This is a genomic window from Streptomyces sp. DSM 106670 (assembly GCF_055792845.1).
In genome coordinates this window covers 4,436,665-4,457,980 of sequence record NZ_CM147704.1, presented here as the reverse complement: position 1 = coordinate 4,457,980, position 21,316 = coordinate 4,436,665, and the positions used below count along the sequence as shown (strand labels likewise).

Below are 21,316 nucleotides of genomic sequence, written 5' to 3'. Positions count from 1 at the left end.
CCGAACGGCGGTGGCACGACGACGGAGGTGGAGCGATGGCCGAGGGGTCCGATGTGTGGTTCCGGCGGTTCAGACGAGTGGCGCGGCCCCGGCTGCGTCTGGTCTGTCTGCCGCACGCGGGAGGATCCGCGTCGGCGTTCCGGTCCTGGCCGCAGTGGCTTCCCGAGGACGTGGAGGTGCTGGCCGTCAATCTTCCGGGGCGGCAGGACCGGCTCGGCGAGGACTGTGTGAGCGACATGGGCCGGCTGGCCGACGGGGTCGCGGAGGCGCTGCTGCCGCTGTCCGGCGAGCCGTTCGCGCTGTTCGGCCACAGCATGGGCGCGTCGGTGGCCTTCGAGGTGGCGCACCGGCTGGAGCAGCGGTACGGAACCGTGCCCGGGTCGCTGATCGTCTCCGGCCAGCAGCCGCCCGCGTGCTACCGCGTCAACGAGGCTCATCTGGGCGGCGATCCGGGCCTGTTGGCGGAGGTGCGGCGGCTCGGCGGCGAAGGCGCGGCGTTCCTGGACAGTCCGGAGATGCGTGAGCTGCTGATGCCGGCGATCCGTGGCGACTTCGCGCTGATGGGCGCGTACCGGCCGGATCCCTCGCTGCGGATCTCGGCGCCGGTGGACGCCTGGGTCGGCGACGCGGACGTGGACGTCACCGTCGAGGAGACGCGGGCCTGGGCGGAGGTGACGACGGGGTCGTTCGCGTACCGGGTGTTCTCCGGCGACCACTTCTATCTGAACGCGCGGAGCGCGGAGTTCACCGGCGCTCTCGTGGAGCGGCTGGCGCCGCTGGGATCGAAGGCGGGCAGCGCGCCACGCTAGAGGCGCGGAGCAGGACCACGACGAGGCGGCCCGGAACCGGAGAGGTTCCGGGCCGCCTCGTCTCCGTGCGGTGCCCGGCCGTGCGGCGCTCGCCGCGCGGCGGGGTGCTAGACCGTGGCGGAGTCCATCGCCACGGCGAGGCTGGTGGGCCGCATGTCGGTCCAGTTCTCCTCGATGTAGGCGAGCGCCGCGTCATGGCCGGCGTCCTTCAGGACGACCTGCCAGCCGGCCGGGACCTCGGCGAAGGCCGGCCACAGGGAGTGCTGGCCCTCGTCGTTGACGAGCACCAGGTAGGTGGCGTCCTTGTCCTCGAAAGGGTTCGTCGACATGGTGGTGTTCTCTCCTCGGTTGCTCGGTGCGTACGGAATGTCGTTCGGTCAGTCGGTCACGGGGTGTCGCGGAACGTGCGGGCCCGTCAGCCGCAGCCTCCGGCGTGGCCCAGGTCTCCGGACGGAGTGGCCGACAGCGCCGCCGCCGGAACGGGAGCCGCTGAAGGCGCCGGTGCGGGTGCCGGTGCGGGTGCCGGTGCCGCCGCTGCGGAGCGTACGGCGTCGGCGAAGCGGTCCAGGCGGTCCAGGCCCCAGAACTTCTCGCGGCCCGCGATCAGGAACGGCGGTCCGAACACCCCGTCGCGGTACGCCGACATCAGCGCCGCCGTGGCCCGTTCGCGCAGGGCCGGGTCCTCGGCGGCCGATCCGGCCGCGGCCGGGTCGAGACCGAGGCGGCCGGCGATCTCGGCGATCAGCGACGGATCGTTGATGTCCTCGCCGTCCTGGAAGCGGGCCCGGTAGACGAGGTCGGTGTAGGCAGGCCCCACGCCGTGGTCGGCGGCGAGGAACCAGGCCAGGTGCGCCGTCTCCCACACCGGTTCGCGGTCGAGCGGCCAGGAGACCGCCAGTCCCCGGTCCGTCGCCAGCCGGCGGACGTCGGTCAGCACGTAGAAGTGCTTCTCGCGGGACATCGGCGTGTAGAGGAAGGAGCCTCCGGCCTCGGCGAGCAGCCGCTCGCTGCGCGGGTCCGGATCCCAGTACGGAATCCACTCCACGCGCCCGGCGACGTCCGGGTGCCGTGCGGTGAGGTCGTGATGGGCCAGCCAGGAGTACGGGCTGCGGAAATTGAAGTACCAGCGGGGGCCGCGCTGGGCCATGGCTGTCCTCCCGGTCGCTAGAGGGTGATGCCGCCGTCGATCTGGAAGACGGAGCCGGTGATGTAGCCGGCCCGGTCCGATGCGAGGTAGCCGATGAGGCCGGCGACCTCCTCGGGGCTGCCCATGCGGCCGAGCGGAATCTGCTTCAGCGCACGGTCGCGGACCGCGCCCTTCAGCGCGTCCGTCATGTCGGTGTCGATGAAGCCCGGCGCGACCACGTTGGCCCGGATGCCGTACGGTCCGGCCTCCTTGGCCAGCGCCTTGGTGAAGCCGATGATCCCGGCCTTGGAGGCGGAGTAGTTGGTCTGGCGCGCGTTGCCGTGGACCCCGGCGACCGAGGAGACGTTGATGAGGTGGCCGGACTTGCGCTTCATCATCGAGAAGATGGCCGCCCGGCAGACGTGGTAGACGCCGTCCAGGTTGGTGTCCAGCACCGAGTGCCACTGCTCGTCGGTCATCAGCAGCAGCGGATTGTCGCTGGTGATTCCGGCCGAGGTGACGACCACGTCGACCGGCCCGAGTTCGTCCTCGGTGCGCTCGACCAGGTCGCGTACGGCCTTGGCGTCGGTGACGTCGGCACGCGCCGCCAGCACGCGCACGCCGAACTCGGACGCCTCCTTCTCCAGGGCCAGCGCCGCCGTCTCGTCCGACCGGTAGCAGAACGCCACGTCGTGGCCGTCCTGTGCCAGGCGCAGCACCGCGGCCCGTCCGATGCCCCGTGAACCGCCGCTGACGAGCGCGACGCGGGACGGCTGGTCTTCCACCCGTTTCTCCTTCTGTGAACGGCCGGTCCGGGTGCGGTGCGCCGGACCCGGCCATGATCGGTGGGACGCCCCCTAGGAGGCGCGGACGGCTTCGGTGAGCGCGGTCGCCGGGCGGAACGCCAGCGTGGCGCGGTCCACGGTCATGACGCGCTCGCCGTCGACCAGCGCCTCACCCTCGAAGATCATCGTGTCGGGGAGCACGCGCAGGACGCGGACGTGGTGCACGACCACGTCGCCGGGCAGCACCGGCCGCGCGAAGCGGACGTCGCTGACACCGCCGAAGAGCATGACCCGGCCGCTCAGCACGTCCGGGTTCGGCCGGTCCCAGGTGGCGAGCACGCCGGCCGCCTGGCACCAGGACTCGGTCAGCAGGACCTCCGGGTAGCGGTAGCCGTCCGGCGGTGTGTCCTGCGGAAGGTCCGCGTACCAGGGCTCGTTGCCGGTGACGGCCTTGCGGGCGACGAGTCGCTCGCCCGCCTCCAGCTCCTCGACGCGGTCCAGCAGCAGCATCGGATGGCGGTGCGGCAGCAGGCCGCGCAGTTCGGCGGCGCCGATCATCCGAGACCTCCGGAGGTGAGCCGGAGCCGGACCGTGGCGGCCGTTCCGCGGACCGTCCGCACGGTCGCCGCGACCCGCCAGGCGTCGTCGCCCCCGGTGCCGCTGTCGGCGGTCAGGGCGAGCTCCACGGACAGTTCGTCCCCCGGCAGCACCGGACCGCGGAACCTCGCGGACTCGATCGCGGCGAGCCGGGCCGACGGCAGGACGAGCAGAGCGCTGCGGTGCACGCATTCGATGACGCAGACACCGGGAAAGATCGGGAAGCCCGGATAGTGACCGGCGAAGAACGCCTCGTCCGGATCGGCCGTGCACACGGTGGCGGCGCTCAGCGAACCGTCGTCGGCGCGCCGCGGCGTACCCACGATCCGCACCGGCGCGGTCACCGGCGACGCGGCGCGCGGCGGTGTGCCGACGGCCGGGGCGTCCGTGCGGAGCCCGCCGGTGACCGTCACCGCGGGTCCGCCAGCTTCTGCGCTATCAGGCCGTACGCGGCGCGCAGGCAGGTCACCTGCTTCAGCTCCTCCTCGCGGAGTTTGACGCGGTACCGCTTCTCCAGCACCACGACGACCTCCAGGGCCATCAGCGAGTCGATCTCCAGGTCGTCGGTGAAGCTCGTGTCGTCACCGACGTCCGCGGTCTCGACGTCGAGCACCTCGGCGATGATCTCGCGCAGCTGCTCCAGGTCCAGTGTCTGCACGGCGGATGTCATGGAATTACCTCTCTCGTCTGCTTGTCGGCTCGTTCACTGCGTCTCGCGCGGTCCGGCCGTCATCGGCCGAGCCGCAGGACCGCGCATCCCGCCTCGCCGTCCCGGTCCACCGCCGTGACGACGGCGACCCTTCCTCGTACGTCGTCCTGCTCGGCGAGCGCGAGCACGGCGGCCAGCTGGAACATCGCGGCCGCGCCGGCCGTGTCGCCGATCAGCCGGGACACGCGGTTCACCGCCGCCGGATCGAAGTGCTGGTCCAGGACCGCCTGTTCGGCCGCGCCGAGAGCGCCCGCCGCACCGCTCGGCGCGACGGTCCACACATCGGCGGGCTCCGCACCGGCGCGGTCCAGGGCGCGGCGCACACAGCGGCCGAGCACCGCGGCCGCGTCGCCGACCGCGTCGAACACGCCGACCTCGACGGCCTCCACGGTGGCGTGGGCGCCGCCCGTCGCGGCCGCCTCCGGCTCGACGCGCAGCATCACACAGCCCTCGCCGTGCACCACGCCGGTCTCGTCCTCGCCCCTGCTGTGCAGGTCCAGCCAGGCGCGCGCGTCCGCGTACTCCTCGACCGCCCCGCACAGCACGGTGCGCGCCCGGTCGGCGTTGAGCAGCCGCTGCGCGTACTTCAGCGCGTGCAGTCCGGAGACGCGGCCGCCCGCGATGGTGGTGTTCGGGCCCTTGAGCCGGTGGCGGATGGCGCACTGTCCGGCGGCGCAGTTCATCACGGCGTTCGGGAAACGGGCCGGGTCGACGAAGTACGGCTTCTCCGAGACGAGTCCGCTGCGCGTGAAGTCCATCATGCTCTGCACGCTGCCGGACGTGGTGCCGAGCACCAGCGCCACGTCCTCGCCGTCCGACGCGGTGTGCGGGTCCGGCGACTCGTCGATCAGCCGGCCGACCGCCGACACCGCGAGGCCGGTGACGCGGTCCATGGCCCGGGTGCCCTTGCGGCCGAGCGCGGCCGCCGGACTGAAGCCCGGTACGAGGCAGACCTCGTCGTCCGGCGTACGCCACTGCTCGCGGTCCACCGCCGTGACGGCGGACCGTCCCGCGTGGAATCCGCTCACGAAGGCCTCGCGGCCGATGCCGAACGGCGAGACGGCGGACCAGGCGGAGATCACGGTCTTGGTCATACGGATCCATTCCTTGGCTGGAGCGACGGGGAGGGGCAGCCCTGCGCGGTCACAGGAAGCTGACCATCCGGTAGTGCGGCCACCAGCCGGACAGCTGGGCCGAGGTGACCGGGCGGACGGCGGCGTCCACCAGGTCGGCGGGACCGAGTCCGAGGTCCGTGAGGTCCTCCTCCTGCACGAGGACCCGCACCCCGGCGGCGAGCAGCGCGCGCAGGTCGCGGCGCTGGTCGCTGAGCGTGTCCAGGACGCGCCCGCCGAAATTCAGCGGAGCGGTCTCCGCCGTGCGCAGCGCGCAGGTCACCGCGGGTCCGCGCAGCAGGATGTCCATGCCGCCGAGCTGGCGGTGGAGTTCCACGGCCATGTAGAGCACGTCGAAGAACTGCTTCTCCACCGCGCCCCGGTGGGCCCGTTCGACGATGCCGAGGACCCGGCCGTCGGGCGTCGTGTCCCGGTCCGTCGCCGCGGCCACTAGAGCACCCCCACGAACAGCGTCCGGTCGGCCGCCTGGACGTTCTCGGCGAACGCCCCGGGGGCGCGGAGTCTGACCTCCGGTACGTGGGCGACCGCACCGCGGTCGTCGCTGCAGAAGCGGCAGCCGTACCAGTGGAACCGGCCCGGGTGCGCCGCGAGCATGCCGCGGATGACGGTGGCGGTCGACGGATAGTCGACGGACCAGTCGGCGAGGTTGCGCGGCTTGGACTCGCCGAGCCCCTCCTGCGTGAGCAGCGTCGCGTAACCGCAGGCCCACACCTGCACGCTGGCCTCGCGCCGCAGCAGCGACTCCACGAGCCGCAGCACACTGGTGACCAGGTCGGAGCCGTGCGGTGAGCCCATGAGCGTGATCAGCACATCGGTACGCGGAATGCCTCTGGCCATCTCAGTGCCACACCACCTTCACCGAGGCGTCCAGCACGCTGTCGGCGATCTCGTCCATGTCCACCAGCCGGCCGCCGTCCACCAACTGCTGCTCCTCCAGGCCACGTTGCCGGAAGGAGTAGCGGTCGACGAGGAGCTGTCCGTCGGTGCGCAGATAGTCCGCCAGCTCCGGCAGCACTCCGGGCAGCGCACCCAGCACGCCTTCCTGGAGGAGGAAGAGCCGGGTGCGGTGCCCGCCGTCCGCCAGCGCGGCGGCGTCGCGGACGAAGGCCGCGCAGCCACGGCCGCCGCTCCACGGTCCACGGGTCTCGATGAGGAGGTGACCGCTCATGCGCCGATGGCCGGTTCGCCGCGCAGCGCCCGCAGGACGGGCTCGTCGAAGTTGACCAGGTGCCAGTCGGTGCGGCTGTCGATGACGGCGTACCCGTGCGTGACCTGGCCGGTGGCGGTCTGGACGAGCCGGCCATCGCGCACCACATAGGTGTCGAAGCGCGAGCGGTAGAGGAAGTCCTTGAAGATCTCCTCGACCGTGTAGACGACGTACAGGTCCTCCTCCATGAGGGCCTCGTCGAGGATGCGGATCTTCGAGTGCGAGCAGGCCGGGATCCACTTGCGGTCGTCCAGGAGCGTCTTGATGGAGAGGCCGCGGTCGGCGAGGAACAGGTCGACGACCTCCTCCATCTGCCGCAGATAGCCGGACATCTGGAGCCGCTCGGTGAAGTGGCAGTACGGGTAGGGGATGCGCCACTTCCAGCCGAAGGCGTTCTTCCCTTCGGTGAGCAGGCTCAGCACCGGGTCCGGGCCGGTGGTGCCGTGGCCGTCCGACAGCGGCTCGGAGGCGGCCGGCGTCACGTGCGCGCCGGGCTCGGAGGTGGCGATCCGCTCGACGGCGAACGGCCGCAGCGGCTCCGGTACCGGCTCGGCCGGGAAGGTGGTGTCGATGCGCAGCACGACGCGCGCCCGGCCGGTGACGGCCTTCACGGACGCGCCGTCGCGGTCGACGTTCAGCGTGACCCGGAAGAGCAGTGCGTCGCCGTCCTTGGAGACCGGCTCGACGTCGGCGGTCACCAGGTCGTCCAGGTGCAGCGAGCTGAGGATGCGGACGTCCAGCTCGGCGAAGTCCAGGCCGAGGCCGAGCTCCTCGTAGAGCACCCGGCTGGACAGGCCCGCGGCTCTGAAGTGTTCCAGGACGGCTTCCTCGACCAGGTAGTTGTCGTGCTTGAAGCCGATCCAGGTGCAGATGTTGGAGCCCTCGTAGCGCGGCCGCAGCGACACGCGCGTCGGCGTGTGCAGGAGCGTCTTGATCCGGGCGTCGGTCACAACGATGGTCATGGGGCTGTTTCTCCAGGCGCTCGGTCTCCGGGCCGCTGCGAACGCGCCCGTGAGGACAGGGACGTGACGAAGTCGCCGACGACGGAGGAGAACTCCGCCGGCCGCTCCGTCATCAGGAAGTGGCCGCAGTCCGTGAGGACGCGGATGTACGCGTCGGGCAGGTCGGCGGTCAGATCGCGGCCCTCGGCCGGATCCACCGCGATGTCCAGCGCACCGCACACGACGACGGCCGGTACCCGGATCCGCCCGGGCCGGAGCCACGGGGTGCGCAGATAGCTGTCCACGAACCGCAGCCAGCCGTACGGACCGATCCGGTCGCAGACCCGGCGTGCCATGGAGAGCTGGATCTCCGGATCCAGCCGGCCGCCGGAGTGGACCCGGATGCCTTCCTCCATGATCCGCTCGAACTCCGCCGGATAGCGGGTCATGGAGTCCCAGTCGAACTCCTCGGCCGTGCGCCGGTAGAACGGCGAGACGAGCACCAGGCCCTCGATGCCGTACCGGTCGAACGGGTCGCGTCCGGCGTCCAGTTCGCGGTCGAGGAGCGCCAGCGTCTGGAGCGCGGAGAACGAGTGGGCGACGACCGTGCCCGCGCCGCCGGGTACGCCGTCCAGCGCCTCCGCCAGCCAGCGGGTGGCGTCCGGGGCACGGTGCCAGCCGCCGTCGCCCGCGCCGCGCCACGGCAGGTCGGCGGTCCACAGCTCCTGGCCGGCCGGCCGGTGCGCGAGGAAGGCGTCCCAGACGGTGGCGCTGTTGCCGAGGCCGTGCAGCAGGAGCATCCGGCCGGTGACCGGGCCACCGGCCACCGGATGGCGGTGCAGCTCGACCGGCGGCCCGGTGCCGGTGGCGAACCCGCGCGGCACCACGGCGGTGCGCGGCCGCGCGGACCGTACGGGAGCGGTGGCCGTCGTCTGCCGTACCGGAGCGGTGGCCGTCGTCGGCTCCGGTGGGGCCGTCGTGGCGACCGCCTCCGGCCGTACGCGCGGTGCCGGAAGCGTGTCCGGCAGCACCGGCGGCACGGGACCGGCGGCCGTCCCGGTGGCGCTGCTCATCCGGCCTCCTGCGGTCCGACCAGCAGGAGGCCGGCCGCCGGTCCCGCGTCGCCGCCGCCGGTCACCGCGTACACCGGTCCGACGCCGCCCGCCGCGAAGTAGCCCGCCGAGGCCGCGCACTGGAGAACGCCGAGCGCACCGGAGGCGCCGGGCCAGCGGCCCGCGACGCCGAGGTCCCGGACTCCGGCCGGTCCGCCGGCCGCCACGGCGTCGCCGTCCGGCGACTGCCAGGCCGTCGGAGGCCGGCCGCCGAGCGCGTCGAGCGCCTCGACGCAGTCCGGCAGTCCGCCGGAGCGCGCATGCCCGCCGACCACGGCGACCGCGCGTACGCCGCGCACTCCGGCGGACCTGCGGTGCTCCAGCACCAGCGCCGCCGCTCCGTCGAACGCCTGCGTACGGCCGGTGAGCCTGCGCGCCGGATCGGTGTCCGGCTCCGCGCCGATCACCACGGCACGGTCCGCGCGGCCCGCCGCGACCAGCGTCATGGCCCAGCGCACCGCGTCCGTTCCGGAGGTCTCGCCGTTGCACAGCATGAGGTTCGGTCCGGTGAGGCCGAACCTGATGGCGACCGACGAGGCGAGCACATTGCTCGACGCGTTCGGCAGATCCATCGGGCTGGTGGCGCCCGCGGTGTCGGCGGCGATCGTGTCGACGGTGCGGCAGATGGTGTCGAGGTTGCCGTAGTTGGAGCTGGCGACGACGGCCGTACGGTCTCCGCCGAGCGCGGTCCCGTCCTCGTCCAGCAGCCGCGCCTCGGTCAGCGCGTCCCGGACCGCGCAGTAACCGAGCTGTGTGGCCCGGTCCTTGTAGCGCAGCCCCTTGCGGCCGAGCCGGGCGCGCGGATCGACCGGCGCGCTGTCCGGACGCGGTTCGCCCAGCAGGTCCGCCGGAGTGTCCACGCCCGCCAGGGCGATGCCGATGCCGGTCACGAGGATGCTCATCGCACGGCCTCCACCACGGCGACGGCGTTGATACCGCCGAAGCCGAACGCGTTGATCTGCGCCACGGACAGGTCGGCCGAGGCCGCCTCGCCGGTGACGAAACGGAAGTCGGCCGCCTCCTCCACCGGCCGGGTCAGGCCCGGGGTCGGCGGTACGCGGCCGGTGTCGAGCGCGTTCAGCGCGGTGACCAGGCCGATCAGTCCGGAGGCTCCGGAGGTGTGGCCGGTCATCGACTTGATCGCGGTCATCAGGGGCACGCCGACGTGCGGTCCGAAGGCCTCGGCCACCGCGGTGGCCTCCGCCTCGTCGTTCAGCAGCGTGCCGGTGCCGTGCAGCATCACCAGGTCGACGTCCTCCGGCTTGACGCCGGCGCGCTCGTGCGCCTGCCGGATCGCCGCGGCGATGCCCCGGTGGTCCGGGGCGGTGGCGTGGTGCGCGTCGCAGTTCAGTCCGACCGACCGCAGCCGGCCGCGGACCGCGCCGGTACGGCTGCCGGTGTCGCGGCGGATCACGACGGCCGCCGCGCCGTCGCCCATCACCGCGCCGGTACGGTCCCGGTCGAACGGCCTGACCCGGTCCGGCGGCACCGGATGCACCCGCTCCACCAGCCCGTACATGCTCTCGGTGAGCACATCCACACCGGCGGCGATCACCGTGTCGGCCTCGCCGAGCTCCAGCAGATCGGTGCCCATCGCCAGCGCGTACAGCGAGGCGGAGCAGGCGTTGGCGAAGGTGTGCACGGAGGTCGCGCCGAAGCGTTCGCGCAGCGCCCGGCCGAAGTGCAGCCGTTCCGCGTCCATCGGCAGACCGTCGCGCCACCACAGTTCGGCCGAGCGCAGCTCGCGCAGACCGGTGCCGACGAGCACCGGAACGCCGGAGAGGTCGTCTCCGAGACCGGCGTCGCGCGCGGCCTGCGCCACCGCGTCCAGCAGGAGGGCGGTGGCCCGGCCCGGCACATCGGCGCCGGGCACCGGCCGGTCGTCGATCTCGTACGCGTAGCGCGCGTTGTACCGCGAGCGGTCGAAGCCGCGCAGTTCGGCGTGGGCGCTGCGGCCGGCGCAGAGCGCCTCGAAGAGTTCGCGCGGATCACGGCCGACGCCGGCCGCCGCGCCCGTTCCGGTCACCAGCCAGCTCATCGGCCCTGCCCCTCGTACTTGCCGAGGACGACGACCGCGTTGTTGCCGCCGAACGCCAGCCCGTTGTTGACGACGATGTCGAGATCGGCGTCCACGGCCTCGTTCGGTACGCAGTCGACGTCGCACTCGGGATCGGTGCTCACGTGGTTGATGGTCGGCGGGATGAAGCCGTGCACGATCGCCAGCGAGCAGGCGATGGCCGACAGCGCGCTGGCCGCGCCCATGGTGTGGCCGATCATCGACTTGATGGAGACGGTGCGCGGCGGCTCGCCGAAGACCTCGCGGATGGCCTGGGCCTCGGTGATGTCGTTGGCCCGGGTGCCGGTGCCGTGCGCGGAGATCAGGTCGACCTGTTCCGGCTTGACCCCGGCGTCGTCCAGCGCCAGTTGCATGGCGCGGCCGACGCTCGCGCCGTTCGGCGCGACCTGGTGGTGCGCGTCGCAGTTCAGCCCGTAGCCGAGGACCTCGGCGTAGATCCGCGCGCCGCGCGCCAGCGCCGACGACAGGCTCTCCAGCACCAGCACTCCGGCGCCCTCGCCGGTGAGGATGCCCTTGCGGTCCACGTCGAACGGCTGGCAGCGCTCCGGTGCGATGGTGCCCAGCCGGTAGAAGCCGGCGAAGGTCTTGCGGCACAGCGCGTCGGCGCCGCCGCACAGCGCGAAGTCGACCTCTCCGGCGCGCACCGCGTCGTAGCCGTAGCCGATGGCGTAGTTGCCGGCCGCGCAGGCCGTCGGAATGGTGACGGCCTCCACATCGGTCAGTCCGAGCTCGTGCGCGATGGCGGTGGAGAGCCGGCCCGCCCGGACGCGCCGCGCGACCACCGGATCCATGTGCTCGGATCCGGCGCGGATCTCGGTCTCGACCAGGCTGTCGAGGTCGCGGGACTCGCCGTCGGTGGTGCCGATGGAGATGAGACCGCGCTTGGTCCGCAGCTCCTCCGGAAGCAGGCCGGCGTCCTGTGTGGCCATCCGGGCGGCGGCGACGGAGAACCGCGCCGCCCGGCCCAGCTGTTCGAGATCCGTGTCACGGATCCAGTCGGCCGGTTCGAAATCGCTGATCTCGCAGCCGTTGGCGTAGGCGAAGCCCGTGGTGTCGAAGCTGGTGATCGGCTTGGCGCCACTGCGCCCGGCCCGCAGCCCCTCGGCGAAGGCGGCCGCGCCCACACCGATGCTGGAGAACACTCCGAACCCGCTCAGGACCACTCGCTGCGCACCGTCCGGATCCGCCGGATCCACGGAGAACGACGTCATGAAATCTCCCCAACCAGTCTCGATGGTCCGTGGTGTGGTGACGCCGTTACCAGCCGGCTATCTCGGCGACGACCTGGTAGACGCTCTTGAGGTTGACCATGCGGCCGAGCTGGGCCTGGTCGATCTCGATGTGGAACTCCTTCTCCAGCGACGCGAGGATCTCGATCGCGCGGAGCGAGTCGGCGTCGTGGTCCTCCTTGAAGAGGCTGGTCTCCGTGACGTCCTCGGGCTCGATCTCCAGGATGTCGCAGACGATGTCCTTGATCTTTTCCTGGCGCTCGTCGATGGCGGTGGTCATCGTCAATCTCCTTGGTGTGGGGTGGTGTCGAGGCGGGCCGCACGGTGCGGCCGGCCGGTGTCAGACGTTGGTGCTGGACTGCACCTGTCCGTCGTCGGCGCGGCCCGGCCGCGAGCGGCGCAGGTCGAGCTGGACGAAGACGCGCTGGAGCCAGCGGTCACGGCCGTCGTAGCGCGGCGTGAACGCGGTACGGCCGTGCAGCGCCAGCCGGTTGTCGACGTACGCGAGGTCGCCGGGCTCCAGCACGAGCGTCCTGCGGGTCTCGGCGAACGCCTCGCCGAGCTCGTCCATCGCGTGCCGCGCCTCGTCGTCCAGCGGCTGGGTGCTGGTGAAGTCGACCTTCACGTCCGGGTCCTGCCGGGCGCCGCTGAGGATGCCGTGCGGCTCCGGCAGCGAACCGAGGTCGCCGAAGGAGGCGGGCGGGGCGGTGACGTAGCGCGGCTCGTGCAGCACCGTGCGGGTGCGCTCGGACAGCAGCGGCAGCGCGTTGCGGATGGACGCCACGCGCAGACCGGCGACGTTGTCGTGGTCGTTGCGCAGACACATCAGACCGACCAGGTCCGGCCGCATCGGGTGGAAGGCGTTCTCGATGTGCATGGTCAGCTGGGTGGCGCCGGCGTTGCCCTGGAACTCCTCCATGCCGGGCACCGGGACGACGTCCTGGACCAGTGCGCCGTGCTTCTCCTCGCGGAAGGCGGTGAGTTCGCCGAGCTGGAGCGAGATGAGCGCGAGGACGGAGGCCGGCAGCGTGGTGGAGCGCTGGACGGATCCGGCCTTGCTCGGGGTGTCCGGCAGGACGTCGGCGTGGACCGGCAGGTTGCGCAGCAGCAGCATCGCGTCGGCGCCGGGTTCGCGGACGAAGCGGCGCAGCGTCTGTCGCAGCCGGATCGGAAGACGGGCCGAGAATTCGCGCGCCGCGTCGACCCAGACACGGTCGTCGATCTCTCGCGGACTGATATCGGTCAGCTCGGCGGCGACCCTTTCGAGTTCGCCTTTCTCTTCCTCGGTGAGCACAATGCCGGCCTTGCGGTCCAGCACGTTTCCGACGTCGACGGACATGTTTCTCCTCGCCTGCGGGAGGTGGGTGGGGCTCTGGAATCCGCGCTGCCGGAAATCGATCCGGCGCCTGTCCAGAATGGCGTGCTTCGAAGAGCTAAAACGTGGCCTTGCAGCAACTGGCAAAAGCGCAGGCGGGCCACGGCCGTTCGCGGCCGCGTCCGGTCAGAGCAGGCCCATCTGCGCGGCCCTGACACCGGCCTGGAACCGGCTGCGCGCGTCGAGGCCGACCATGGTGGACGCCACGTCGTTGCGCACCGTCCGGACACTGACGCCGATGCGCCGCGCGATCGCGTCGTCGGTGAGTCCGTCGGCGAGCAGCCGCAGGACGCGTTCGCGGCGCGGCCGCGACGGCGGGGCCGGCAGCGGCGACGTCGCCTGCCTGACCTCCATGCTGTTGTCCCAGAGCCGGTCGGCGAGGCCGTTCAGCGCGTCGAGGCCGGAGCCGCCGCGCAGGACGCGCGCACCGCCGCCGGCGTCGAAGAGGACGCCGACCGCGCCGTCGACGATCACCGCGCGGGTCGGCACGTGCGGCAGCGTGCACGGCGCCGCGCCCTGAGCGCCGAGCCACCGCGCATGCTCGACCGCGGCGGGCCGGTGCAGGAACGACGCGCTCCACACCTGCCGCAGCACGGCCTCGCGGCGGAGCACCGCCTCGGCCACATGGCGCGAGAACTCGAAGGATCCGGCGCTGTGTTCCGGTACGAGCAGCACCACCTCGCGCCGGACCGTGGCGACCAGCCGCTCCACCAGGGCCGAGGCCTCGTCGGCGCTGCCCGCGCCGAGCGGCTCGGCCGGCCGCTCCACGGACCGCTCGTGCAGCGCGATCAGCCGCTCCACCTCCAGCGGTCCCGGCAGCCCGGTGCTCTGGGCGTCCTGGAACCTGCGGGTCGCCAGGGCCGGCAGCGCCAGCGCCGGTTCGACCGCGCGCAGCGCGCCCTCGTCGTCGGCCGACGCCGTGACGAGCCCTTCCTCGCGCAGCTCCGCGACGACGCCGCCGAGCCACTCCTCCGTCGTGTCGAGCACGGCGGCCAGTTCGGCCGGACGCCATCTTCGGCGACGCAGCATCATGCGATAGACGAATTCGGTCCGGCGGTCGAGTCCGACCGCACACTCTCGTTCGTTCATCTCCGGGCCCCCGTGAAATCATGGATACGCAGAAGCGTGAAGGCATCTGCGGTGAACGGAGAATGACATCACCGCAACTGCCGAGGACACGTCGCATTCCGCCACGCAACGGAATGCGGAGAACAGGACCCGCCCGTCCTCGGACCTCTGTCCTACGGGCGTCCCGTCGACGATTCGTCCGGCATTCGACCGCCGGCCCGAATTCACGTTCCCATGTTTATCCGCCGGGCGGTGCCGGGGCAATGCCGGCTACATGAAGCTGCCAGCGCGGGCCGGTTCAGACCGTCAGGCCAGCACCTAGCTGCACCGCGGCGTCGATGGCGGCGGCTCCGTACTGCCGGCCGGGCCGCCGGCCGAGCCGTGACACCGGGCCGGCCACGCACACCGCGGCGACGACACGGTTGCCGGGCCCGCGCACCGGCACGGCCACGGACACGGTCTCGCGCTCGGCGTCATCGGCGCCGACCGTCTGCGCCCAGCCCTGCTGCCGTACGCAGGTGAGCGTCGCGGCGGTGAACCGCGCCCCGCGCAGGCTCCGGAAGAGCAGCTCCGGCGCCTCCCAGGCGACCAGCACCTGAGCGGCCGCCCCGGCGTGCATCGGGAGCGCAGCCCCGACCGGCACCGGCGGCAGCTGCGCCCCGCATTCGGCGGCGGCGACACAGACGCGCAGGTCGCCGTGGCGGCGGTAGAGACGCGCGCTGGCCCCGACGCGGTCGCGCAGCCGGCCGAGCACCGGACCGGCCGCGGCGACCAGACGGTCGCGGCCCGCCTCCACCGCCATGTCGCCGAGCCGGGGCCCGAGCACGAACCGGCCGCGCCGGTCCCGGGCGACCAGCCGCAGCCGCTCCAGCGCGGTCGCCAGCCGGTGCACGGTCGGCCGCTTGAGGCCGGTACGTGCCACCAGCTCCGCCAGCGAGGCGGGCCCCAGCTCCATCACTTCCAGCAGCAGCGACGCCTTGTCGAGCACTCCGACACCGCTGACCGCATCCACCCGTTCGGGAGCCACGGCGGTCATACCGGAACCTCTTTCTCACCCCGTCGCACGACGGGGACGGTAGGGATGCGCACACATGCGGCCTGAGGTCCGGATCCCACAGGATCCGGACCTCAGGCATCGCGACGGCGTCAACGGGGGGGTGAATTCGGCCGTCGCACAGGGGGCTTCGCGGGAGGGGCGAGCACCACACCTGACACACCCATGGAACGGTGCGACGCCGGTCCGGCGCAATCCCAACTTCAGGAAGCTGCCAGCGAGTTCGCCCTGCGGGCCCGGTGTGCGAGGCGTCCTGGCGCGGCGCGGCCCGGAGTATAGAGAACGCATAGGTATGTACCCAACCCTGAAGAGAACGCCCGGCAGGGGCGGGTCACGGAGGAGGGGATCATGAGCCAGGACGCGGCGCCGGATCCGGCAGAGGTACCGCACGGGGACGGCTCGGCGGACATCCCGGAGACGGACTGCACGCAGGACCGCACGGAGGACGGCTCGGCCGCCGACAACGACGACCAGGGTCTGCGGTGGGCGGCGCTGCTGGCGGCGTTCATCGACGACGCGCTGAGTCCGGGCCCCGGAGCGCCTCCGGACGGGGCCTCCGGCGAGCCGCCCGCTCCCGGTACCGCGTGATCGACGGGAGCCCGGCCGGACGCCGGGCTCCCGGAACCCGCGTACCGCCGTACGGCCCGACCAGCCGTACGGCAGGGGCGACCGGCCCGACCGGCGGGCGCCGACGACCGACCGACCGGCCCGACCGGCCTACGAAGGCTGCCGGAGTCCGGCCGCCGGCTCCCGGAAGAGCAGGCGGACCAGCGGCGAGCACCGGTAGCGCTCCCGCGCCGGCCGCGCGACGGCGCCACCGCCGCGCGGATACGACAGGGCCGGGTCCGGTTCGCCCACCGAGGCGAGCAGTCCGGCCTCGACCAGCGCGGCGAGCGCCATCCTGGTGCGTTCCTCGGACCAGTTCAGCCGTCGCGCGGCGGCGGCCGGGGTGAACGCGCCGCGCTCGGCGCGCGCCAGCGTCCGCAGCACCGGCCGCAGGAACGGCCCGAGCTCCAGGACTCCGGCGCGCAGGCCCGCCAGCGGATCGAGGCTGCCCTCGCCCCACTCCTCGGCCCGCACCTCGCCCTGGTCCAGCCGGGCCACCAGCCGCTCCACCGGCCACCTCGGCCGCGCCGCCAGCCGGGCCGCGCAGAACCGCAGCGCCAGAGGGTTGCCGTCGCAGGCCGTCAACAGCCTGTGGACAGCGCCGGGTTCGGCCTCCAGGCGGTCCTTTCCGACGGCGGACACCAACAGCTCACGCGCCTCCGCCCGGTCGAGCCGGCCGATCCGGACCGCTCGTACGCCTTCCAGCGAGGCGAGCGAGCGCCGTCCGGTGATCAGCGTCCGGCAGCCGGGACCGCTCGCCAGCAGCGGCCGCACCTGACCGGCGTCCACCACGTTGTCCAGGACCACGAGGACCCGGCGGCGCGACAGCGCGCTGCGGTAGAGCTGGAGCCGTTCGTCCAGCGTCGCCGGCAGATCCGCGCCGCGCTCGGGAATCAGCGCGCGCAGGAAGCAGCCGAGCACCTCCAGCGGGCTCTTCGCGCCGCCGCTCTCGCGCCGCAGGTCGATGTAGAGCTGGCCCTGCCAGAAGTCGTCGCGGCAGATGTGGCCGGCGCGCACGGCCAGCGCGGTCTTGCCGGCCCCGGCCTCACCGGTCAGCAGGACGCCCCGGCCGCCGGACCGGCTGCCGCGCAACTCCTCCAGCACATCGGCGAGTTCGAAGCGGCGGCCGACGAAGCCGACCGGATCCATCGGCAGCATCGCCGGCACCAGGCCGAGCCAGGGACTGTGCGGCCCGCGGTGCCGCTGGAGCGCCGGCGCGGCCGGCCCCGCCGCTCCGGCCGGGACGGCGTCCGGGCGCGGCCCGGCGGGCACCGGCGTCAGCACCCCGGTCGCCGCCGGGCCGGGCAGCTCCTCCAGCAGGACCGAACGGTGCAGCGCCCGCAGCGCCGCTCCCGGCACCACGCCCAGCTCCTCCTGGAGGACGCGGCGGCCCTGTTCGTACACGCGCAGCGCGTCCATCTGGCGGTCGCCGCGGTAGAGCGCGACCATCAGGTGGCCGCGCAGCGATTCCCGGGTCGGGTGCTCGGCGACGAGCCGGGTCAGCTCCGGCAGCGCGGCGGCGTGCCGGCCCAGCGCGAGGACGGCCGCCATCCGGTTCTCGATCGCGGCGAGGCGGGCCTCCTCCAGCGCGGGCAGCTCGCTCCGGGTCAGGAATTCCGTGACGTCGGACAGCGCCGGGCCCTGCCAGAGCTTCAGCGCCGAGTCCAGGCAGGCCGCGGCCTCCGCGTACCGGTGCTTCACCAGGTCCCGGCGCCCCTGCTCGGCGAGTTGCTGGAACGCCGCCCAGTCGAACCACGCGGTGCCGAGGACCAGGTGGTAGCCGCGGTGCCGGCGCACCACGCGCAGCCCGGGACCGCAGCAGCGCCTCAGCCGCGACACATAGGTGTAGAGCTGGGCGGTCCTGGTGGCGGGCGGATTCGCGCCCCAGAGCAGTTCGGCGAGCCACGCGTCGGAGACGAACCGCCCCGGCGAGATGAGGAGTGCCGCGAGCACCGTGCGCTGCTTGGCCGCCGTCAGCGGGATGCGCACACCTCCCGACCAGATCTCGGTCGCGCCGAGGATCCGGAACTCGACGCGTGGCTCCGGATCATGACGGGCCGTCACACGTACCACCGGCCTCGTGCCGAACAGGTCATCCTTCGCAGGCTTCGCCCAGGCGCAGCGCCGCGTCGATCATCGCCGCGGTGCACTTCCGCGCGTCCGGCACGGTCACCGGGCCGGACAGCGAGAGCGCCGCGACGACCCGGCCGCCGGGACCGCGTACCGGAACGGCCAGCGTGTCCGTCGCACCGGGCCCGCCCGCGCCCTGGGCCCAGCCGCGGTGGCGCACCTGCGCCAGCACCGCGGCGTTGAACCGCGCGCCGGCCAGGCCCTGGTAGAGCACGTCCGGCTCCTCCCAGGCCAGCAGGACCTGCGCCACCGGACCGGACCGCAGACCGGCGGCCGTTCCGACCGGCACCGGTGGTGTCGCCGGGTCCGCCGTCTCGGCGACGGCCACACACAGCTGATGGCCGTCGCACCGGCGGTGGAGACGTGCGGCGGCTCCGGTGTCCTCGCGCAGTTCCGCCAGTACGGGCGTGGCCTGCGCGAGCATCCGGTCGCCGTGCTCCGTCACCGCCATCTCGCCGAGCCGGGGCCCGAGCAGGAAGCGGCCTCCGTTGTCACGCGTGACCAGGCGGAGGCGCTGGAGCGCGAGTGCGAGACGGTGTGCGGTGGGCCGGGTCAGCCCGGTGAGCGCGACGATCCTGGACACCGAGGCGGGCCCGTCCTCCAACACGCTCAGCAGGAGCGACGCCTTGTCGAGCACGGCGACTCCGCTGTCGTGGCGGAGCGTGGCCGTCGGCGACGGATAGGTGGTCATCGGACACCTGCCAGGGAGCGCCCGAGCTCGCCGGTCAGTTCGGCGTGCCGGTCGACGAGGTAGAAGTGGCCGCCGGGGAAGAGCCGTCGGCGGAAACCGGCCGGGGCGATGTCGGCCCAGGCGGCCAGGTCGTCCGGGCTCACGGCGGGGTCGCGGTCTCCGGCGTACGCGTGGACCGGGCAGCCGACCGGGACGGCGGCGCGCGGACCGTAGGTGCCGGCGATCTCGAAGTCCGCGCGGATCACCGGCAGCACCATGGCCCGCAGACCGGGATCCGCGAGCGCGGCCGCTTCGGTGCCGCCGAGGCGCACGACCTCGTCGATCAGCGTTTGGTCGTCCGCCAGATGGAGCCGGCGGGCGGTGAGCCGGTGCGGCGGCCTGCGGCTGGACACGTGCAGTCCGGCGAGCCGCACGGAGTGCCGTGTTTCCAGCCGGAGCGCCACCTCGTGGGCCAGCGACGCGCCCATGCTGTGGCCGAAGAGGCTCAGCGGCAGGTCCGTGAACGGCAGGAGCGCCGCCGTCAGTTCGTCGGCGAGCTCGTCCATGGACCGCGGGAGCGGTTCGTCGAGCCTGGTGTGCCGGCCCGGGTAGCACGCCACCAGCACATCGGTCTGCGGGCCGAAGGACGCTCCCCACCGGCGGTAGAACGGGGCGGATCCTCCGGCGTGCGGCAGCACCACGAGCCGTTCGCCGGGGGCCGCCGCCTCGTACCGGCGGAACCATCCGCCGGCGATGCCTGCCTTCATCTCTTCGCACCTCGCGTCAGCGGAACGGGGTCGTGGCGGTGGGGGTACGGGTGGTGTCGCCCGGGAGCGACGGTCGCCGCAGCTTGTTCTAGCCGTCCGTTTCCGGACCGGACAACGGCTGCTTCAGGAAGCTGCCAGGACCGCCGCGCGGGCGCCGGCCGCTCAGTCCTCGGCACGGGGCTGCGGGGTCTGCTGCGGGTTCACCGCGCCGAGCAGGCCGAGTTCGGCGGCCCGCACTCCGGCCTGGAAGCGGGAGCTGGCGTCGAGCAGGGTCATGATCTCCGCCACGTAGCGCCGGTAGGTGCGCACCGAGACGGTCAGTTCGCGGGCGGCGACCTCGTCGGTGATGCCGGCGCGCAGCGCGGCCAGTATCTGCCGCGCGAGATCGGACCGGGAGTGGTCGCCGAAGGTGATGCGCCCGTCGGCCGTCACCGCGTTGCCCCAGACGCCGTCGTAGAGCGTGCAGAGCGTGCGGATGACGTCGGGTACGCGGATGAGCGACGCGCGGCGGCCGGTCGGGGACTCGGCGGAGACCAGCGCCACGGAATCGTCGACGATCATCGCCTGTAAGGGGGGCACGCGCGCCACTCTGACCTCGACCGGCGCCTCCCGCTCACGCTGGCGGCGTACGAAGTCCTCGTCGATCATGGCCGGTGAGCAGAGCAGCCGCAGCCGTACGGTGTCCGGCACCAGGCGGACCAGATCGCCGAGCGCCGCCTTGGCCTCGGCTCCGCAGCTCGGTCCCGCGGCCAGCACCACATCGATGCTGGTGGCGGCCTGGAGCACCAACTTGTGTGCTTCGCCGAGCACTTCGGGTTTTCGGCCGTCGAGCGCGGTGATCAGCTGGTCCCAGGAGACCCGGTCGCGGTGCTGCTCCACGGTCGTCTCGATCATGGCCCGGACCTCCAGCAGAGCGCGCTCGATGGCGTCCTGGCCGGCGGCCGGTCCGTCCTGCGCGTCCCGCCCGGCGCTCTCCGCGGGTCTGAGCGGTTCCTTGCCCGCGTTCGGTCCGCGGCCGCCCTCGCCCGGATCCTCGGGCCCTCTCGCAGATGTCGTCCTGGTCATCCTGTCGCCCCCCGATGTCTCTCTGCCGGTGCCACCGCCCGAGCCGACGGCTCAGCACCGCTCCAGCAGACCCAGCTCGACCGCGCGTGCTCCGGCCTGGAACCGGGAGTTCGCCCCGAGTTCGCGCATGATGTCGGCGACATGCCGCCGGTACGTACGCAGCGAGACGTCGATCTCCCGTGCCGCCACGTCGTCGGTGCGCCCCGCGCGGAGCTGTTCCAGGATCCGCCGGGTCAGCGCGCTGCGCAGACTGCGGTCCAGCCGCAGTTCGTCGGCGACGGGCCGTGCGTTGGCCCAGGCTCCGGCGAAGAGCAGGTCGAGCGCGCCGACCGCCGCCGGGTCGGTGATGATCGCGGCGTGCCGGCCGGCCGAGCCGTTGCCCGACTGGACCAGCGCCGTGCGCCCGTCGACGATCAGCGCCTCGCGCAGCTCACCCTTGGTCATGCGCACTTCGAGATACGTGTCGGCGAACGACTGGCGGCACTCCGGGTTCAGTTCGAGCGCGCCGCCGGACGCGAGCAGCCGGACGGCCAGCCTGCCCCGGCCCTCGCGTGCCGTGCGCGGCGCGCCGGCCATCGAGTCCGCGACCGAGGAACACACCACGGCCGAGTGCTTGCGGTTGCTCGTCACCGCCAGGTGGGCCGAGTACCGCGCGCCTGCCATCAGGCGTTTCACCGCGTCGACGACCGAGCCGTCGTCCGCGCGCACCAGCAGCGACGTGCGTCCGGGCCGGCTGCGGTGCATCGACACCGAGGACTCGATCAGCGCGCGTGCCTCCAGGAGCGCCCGCTCGACGGAATCGGTGCGTTGCCTGTCCTCCGGTCGATGCACTTCCCCACGCACACTCGCCACCCCC

General features: G+C 73.0%; 26 protein-coding genes. 2 read left to right on the top strand and 24 right to left on the bottom strand.

Features of this window, described 5'->3' with window-relative positions; translation table 11 throughout:
- Positions 1-35 precede the first annotated feature (35 nt).
- A complete protein-coding gene (locus ACSMXR_RS19820) occupies positions 36-809 on the top strand; it encodes a thioesterase II family protein (protein WP_473169550.1) in 774 nt (257 codons plus the stop codon).
- A 107-nt stretch (positions 810-916) separates the two neighbouring features.
- On the opposite strand, the gene ACSMXR_RS19815 is transcribed toward ACSMXR_RS19820, so the two are convergent.
- The 19 genes from ACSMXR_RS19815 to ACSMXR_RS19725 form a co-directional block, all read right to left on the bottom strand.
- On the bottom strand, positions 917-1,138 hold the full coding sequence (locus tag ACSMXR_RS19815) for an MbtH family protein (RefSeq protein WP_137229937.1): 222 nt from the start codon (positions 1,136-1,138) through the stop codon (positions 917-919).
- Positions 1,139-1,224: 86 nt separating this feature from the next.
- Positions 1,225-1,956: a DsbA family protein gene (locus ACSMXR_RS19810; protein WP_473169549.1), complete on the bottom strand. Its 732-nt coding sequence runs from the start codon at positions 1,954-1,956 to the stop codon at positions 1,225-1,227.
- A gap of 17 nt (positions 1,957-1,973) precedes the next feature.
- Positions 1,974-2,720 carry a 3-oxoacyl-[acyl-carrier-protein] reductase gene (fabG, locus tag ACSMXR_RS19805; RefSeq protein ID WP_137229933.1) on the bottom strand — a complete coding sequence of 249 codons (747 nt, stop codon included), beginning with the start codon at positions 2,718-2,720 and terminating at the stop codon, positions 1,974-1,976.
- Between the two features lie 72 nt (positions 2,721-2,792).
- Entirely contained in the window at positions 2,793-3,278 is a 486-nt protein-coding gene (locus ACSMXR_RS19800; protein WP_381907174.1) for a 3-hydroxyacyl-ACP dehydratase FabZ family protein, read from the bottom strand.
- Complete coding sequence (locus ACSMXR_RS19795) at positions 3,275-3,730, bottom strand: 3-hydroxyacyl-ACP dehydratase FabZ family protein (protein WP_137229929.1); 456 nt, start codon at positions 3,728-3,730, stop codon at positions 3,275-3,277. Before ACSMXR_RS19795 ends, ACSMXR_RS19800 begins: the two co-directional genes overlap by 4 nt.
- Positions 3,727-3,987, bottom strand: coding sequence for an acyl carrier protein (locus ACSMXR_RS19790; RefSeq protein ID WP_030082131.1), 261 nt, complete (start codon positions 3,985-3,987; stop codon positions 3,727-3,729). Before ACSMXR_RS19790 ends, ACSMXR_RS19795 begins: the two co-directional genes overlap by 4 nt.
- Before the next feature lie 59 nt (positions 3,988-4,046).
- Positions 4,047-5,120: a beta-ketoacyl synthase N-terminal-like domain-containing protein gene (locus tag ACSMXR_RS19785; protein WP_030082129.1), complete on the bottom strand. Its 1,074-nt coding sequence runs from the start codon at positions 5,118-5,120 to the stop codon at positions 4,047-4,049.
- Between the two features lie 49 nt (positions 5,121-5,169).
- On the bottom strand, positions 5,170-5,589 hold the full coding sequence (locus ACSMXR_RS19780; RefSeq protein ID WP_473169548.1) for a hypothetical protein: 420 nt from the start codon (positions 5,587-5,589) through the stop codon (positions 5,170-5,172).
- Positions 5,589-5,996, bottom strand: a complete 408-nt coding sequence (locus tag ACSMXR_RS19775) for a hypothetical protein (RefSeq protein WP_137229925.1) — start codon at positions 5,994-5,996, stop codon at positions 5,589-5,591. Before ACSMXR_RS19775 ends, ACSMXR_RS19780 begins: the two co-directional genes overlap by 1 nt.
- 1 nt (position 5,997) lies before the next feature.
- Entirely contained in the window at positions 5,998-6,327 is a 330-nt protein-coding gene (locus ACSMXR_RS19770) for a hypothetical protein (RefSeq protein ID WP_473169547.1), read from the bottom strand.
- Positions 6,324-7,328, bottom strand: a complete 1,005-nt coding sequence (locus ACSMXR_RS19765; protein ID WP_137229921.1) for a hotdog family protein — start codon at positions 7,326-7,328, stop codon at positions 6,324-6,326. Before ACSMXR_RS19765 ends, ACSMXR_RS19770 begins: the two co-directional genes overlap by 4 nt.
- Positions 7,325-8,380 (bottom strand): alpha/beta fold hydrolase, encoded by a 1,056-nt coding sequence (locus tag ACSMXR_RS19760; RefSeq protein ID WP_473169546.1) that lies wholly within the window; start codon positions 8,378-8,380, stop codon positions 7,325-7,327. The genes ACSMXR_RS19765 and ACSMXR_RS19760 overlap by 4 nt, the downstream gene beginning before the upstream one ends.
- Complete coding sequence (locus tag ACSMXR_RS19755) at positions 8,377-9,321, bottom strand: beta-ketoacyl synthase N-terminal-like domain-containing protein (protein WP_473169545.1); 945 nt, start codon at positions 9,319-9,321, stop codon at positions 8,377-8,379. The genes ACSMXR_RS19760 and ACSMXR_RS19755 overlap by 4 nt, the downstream gene beginning before the upstream one ends.
- The gene (locus ACSMXR_RS19750; RefSeq protein WP_381907182.1) at positions 9,318-10,457 is read right to left on the bottom strand and encodes a beta-ketoacyl synthase N-terminal-like domain-containing protein; all 1,140 of its coding nucleotides are present in this window, start codon (positions 10,455-10,457) and stop codon (positions 9,318-9,320) included. The genes ACSMXR_RS19755 and ACSMXR_RS19750 overlap by 4 nt, the downstream gene beginning before the upstream one ends.
- Complete coding sequence (locus ACSMXR_RS19745; RefSeq protein WP_030082112.1) at positions 10,454-11,707, bottom strand: beta-ketoacyl-[acyl-carrier-protein] synthase family protein; 1,254 nt, start codon at positions 11,705-11,707, stop codon at positions 10,454-10,456. Before ACSMXR_RS19745 ends, ACSMXR_RS19750 begins: the two co-directional genes overlap by 4 nt.
- Positions 11,708-11,753: 46 nt before the next feature.
- Complete coding sequence (locus ACSMXR_RS19740) at positions 11,754-12,005, bottom strand: acyl carrier protein (protein ID WP_030082110.1); 252 nt, start codon at positions 12,003-12,005, stop codon at positions 11,754-11,756.
- Between the two features lie 60 nt (positions 12,006-12,065).
- The gene (locus ACSMXR_RS19735; RefSeq protein WP_473169544.1) at positions 12,066-13,064 is read right to left on the bottom strand and encodes a TauD/TfdA family dioxygenase; all 999 of its coding nucleotides are present in this window, start codon (positions 13,062-13,064) and stop codon (positions 12,066-12,068) included.
- A 162-nt stretch (positions 13,065-13,226) separates the two neighbouring features.
- Positions 13,227-14,189, bottom strand: a complete 963-nt coding sequence (locus ACSMXR_RS19730) for a helix-turn-helix transcriptional regulator (RefSeq protein ID WP_137229914.1) — start codon at positions 14,187-14,189, stop codon at positions 13,227-13,229.
- A 277-nt stretch (positions 14,190-14,466) separates the two neighbouring features.
- Complete coding sequence (locus ACSMXR_RS19725; RefSeq protein ID WP_218526505.1) at positions 14,467-15,180, bottom strand: IclR family transcriptional regulator; 714 nt, start codon at positions 15,178-15,180, stop codon at positions 14,467-14,469.
- A 390-nt stretch (positions 15,181-15,570) separates the two neighbouring features.
- Between ACSMXR_RS19725 and ACSMXR_RS19720 the strand changes: the two genes are divergently transcribed.
- Positions 15,571-15,810 (top strand): hypothetical protein, encoded by a 240-nt coding sequence (locus ACSMXR_RS19720; RefSeq protein ID WP_137229912.1) that lies wholly within the window; start codon positions 15,571-15,573, stop codon positions 15,808-15,810.
- A gap of 129 nt (positions 15,811-15,939) precedes the next feature.
- On the opposite strand, the gene ACSMXR_RS19715 is transcribed toward ACSMXR_RS19720, so the two are convergent.
- The 5 genes from ACSMXR_RS19715 to ACSMXR_RS19695 all read right to left on the bottom strand — a co-directional run bounded on the left by ACSMXR_RS19715 (position 15,940) and on the right by ACSMXR_RS19695 (position 21,291).
- A complete protein-coding gene (locus tag ACSMXR_RS19715; RefSeq protein WP_473169543.1) occupies positions 15,940-17,892 on the bottom strand; it encodes an AfsR/SARP family transcriptional regulator in 1,953 nt (650 codons plus the stop codon).
- A gap of 28 nt (positions 17,893-17,920) precedes the next feature.
- Positions 17,921-18,649: an IclR family transcriptional regulator gene (locus ACSMXR_RS19710; protein WP_218525423.1), complete on the bottom strand. Its 729-nt coding sequence runs from the start codon at positions 18,647-18,649 to the stop codon at positions 17,921-17,923.
- Entirely contained in the window at positions 18,646-19,395 is a 750-nt protein-coding gene (locus tag ACSMXR_RS19705) for a thioesterase II family protein (RefSeq protein WP_473169542.1), read from the bottom strand. Before ACSMXR_RS19705 ends, ACSMXR_RS19710 begins: the two co-directional genes overlap by 4 nt.
- A gap of 162 nt (positions 19,396-19,557) precedes the next feature.
- Complete coding sequence (locus tag ACSMXR_RS19700; protein ID WP_364890396.1) at positions 19,558-20,460, bottom strand: LuxR family transcriptional regulator; 903 nt, start codon at positions 20,458-20,460, stop codon at positions 19,558-19,560.
- A gap of 51 nt (positions 20,461-20,511) precedes the next feature.
- On the bottom strand, positions 20,512-21,291 hold the full coding sequence (locus ACSMXR_RS19695) for a helix-turn-helix transcriptional regulator (RefSeq protein WP_137229904.1): 780 nt from the start codon (positions 21,289-21,291) through the stop codon (positions 20,512-20,514).
- Between the last annotated feature and the right edge of the window lie 25 nt (positions 21,292-21,316).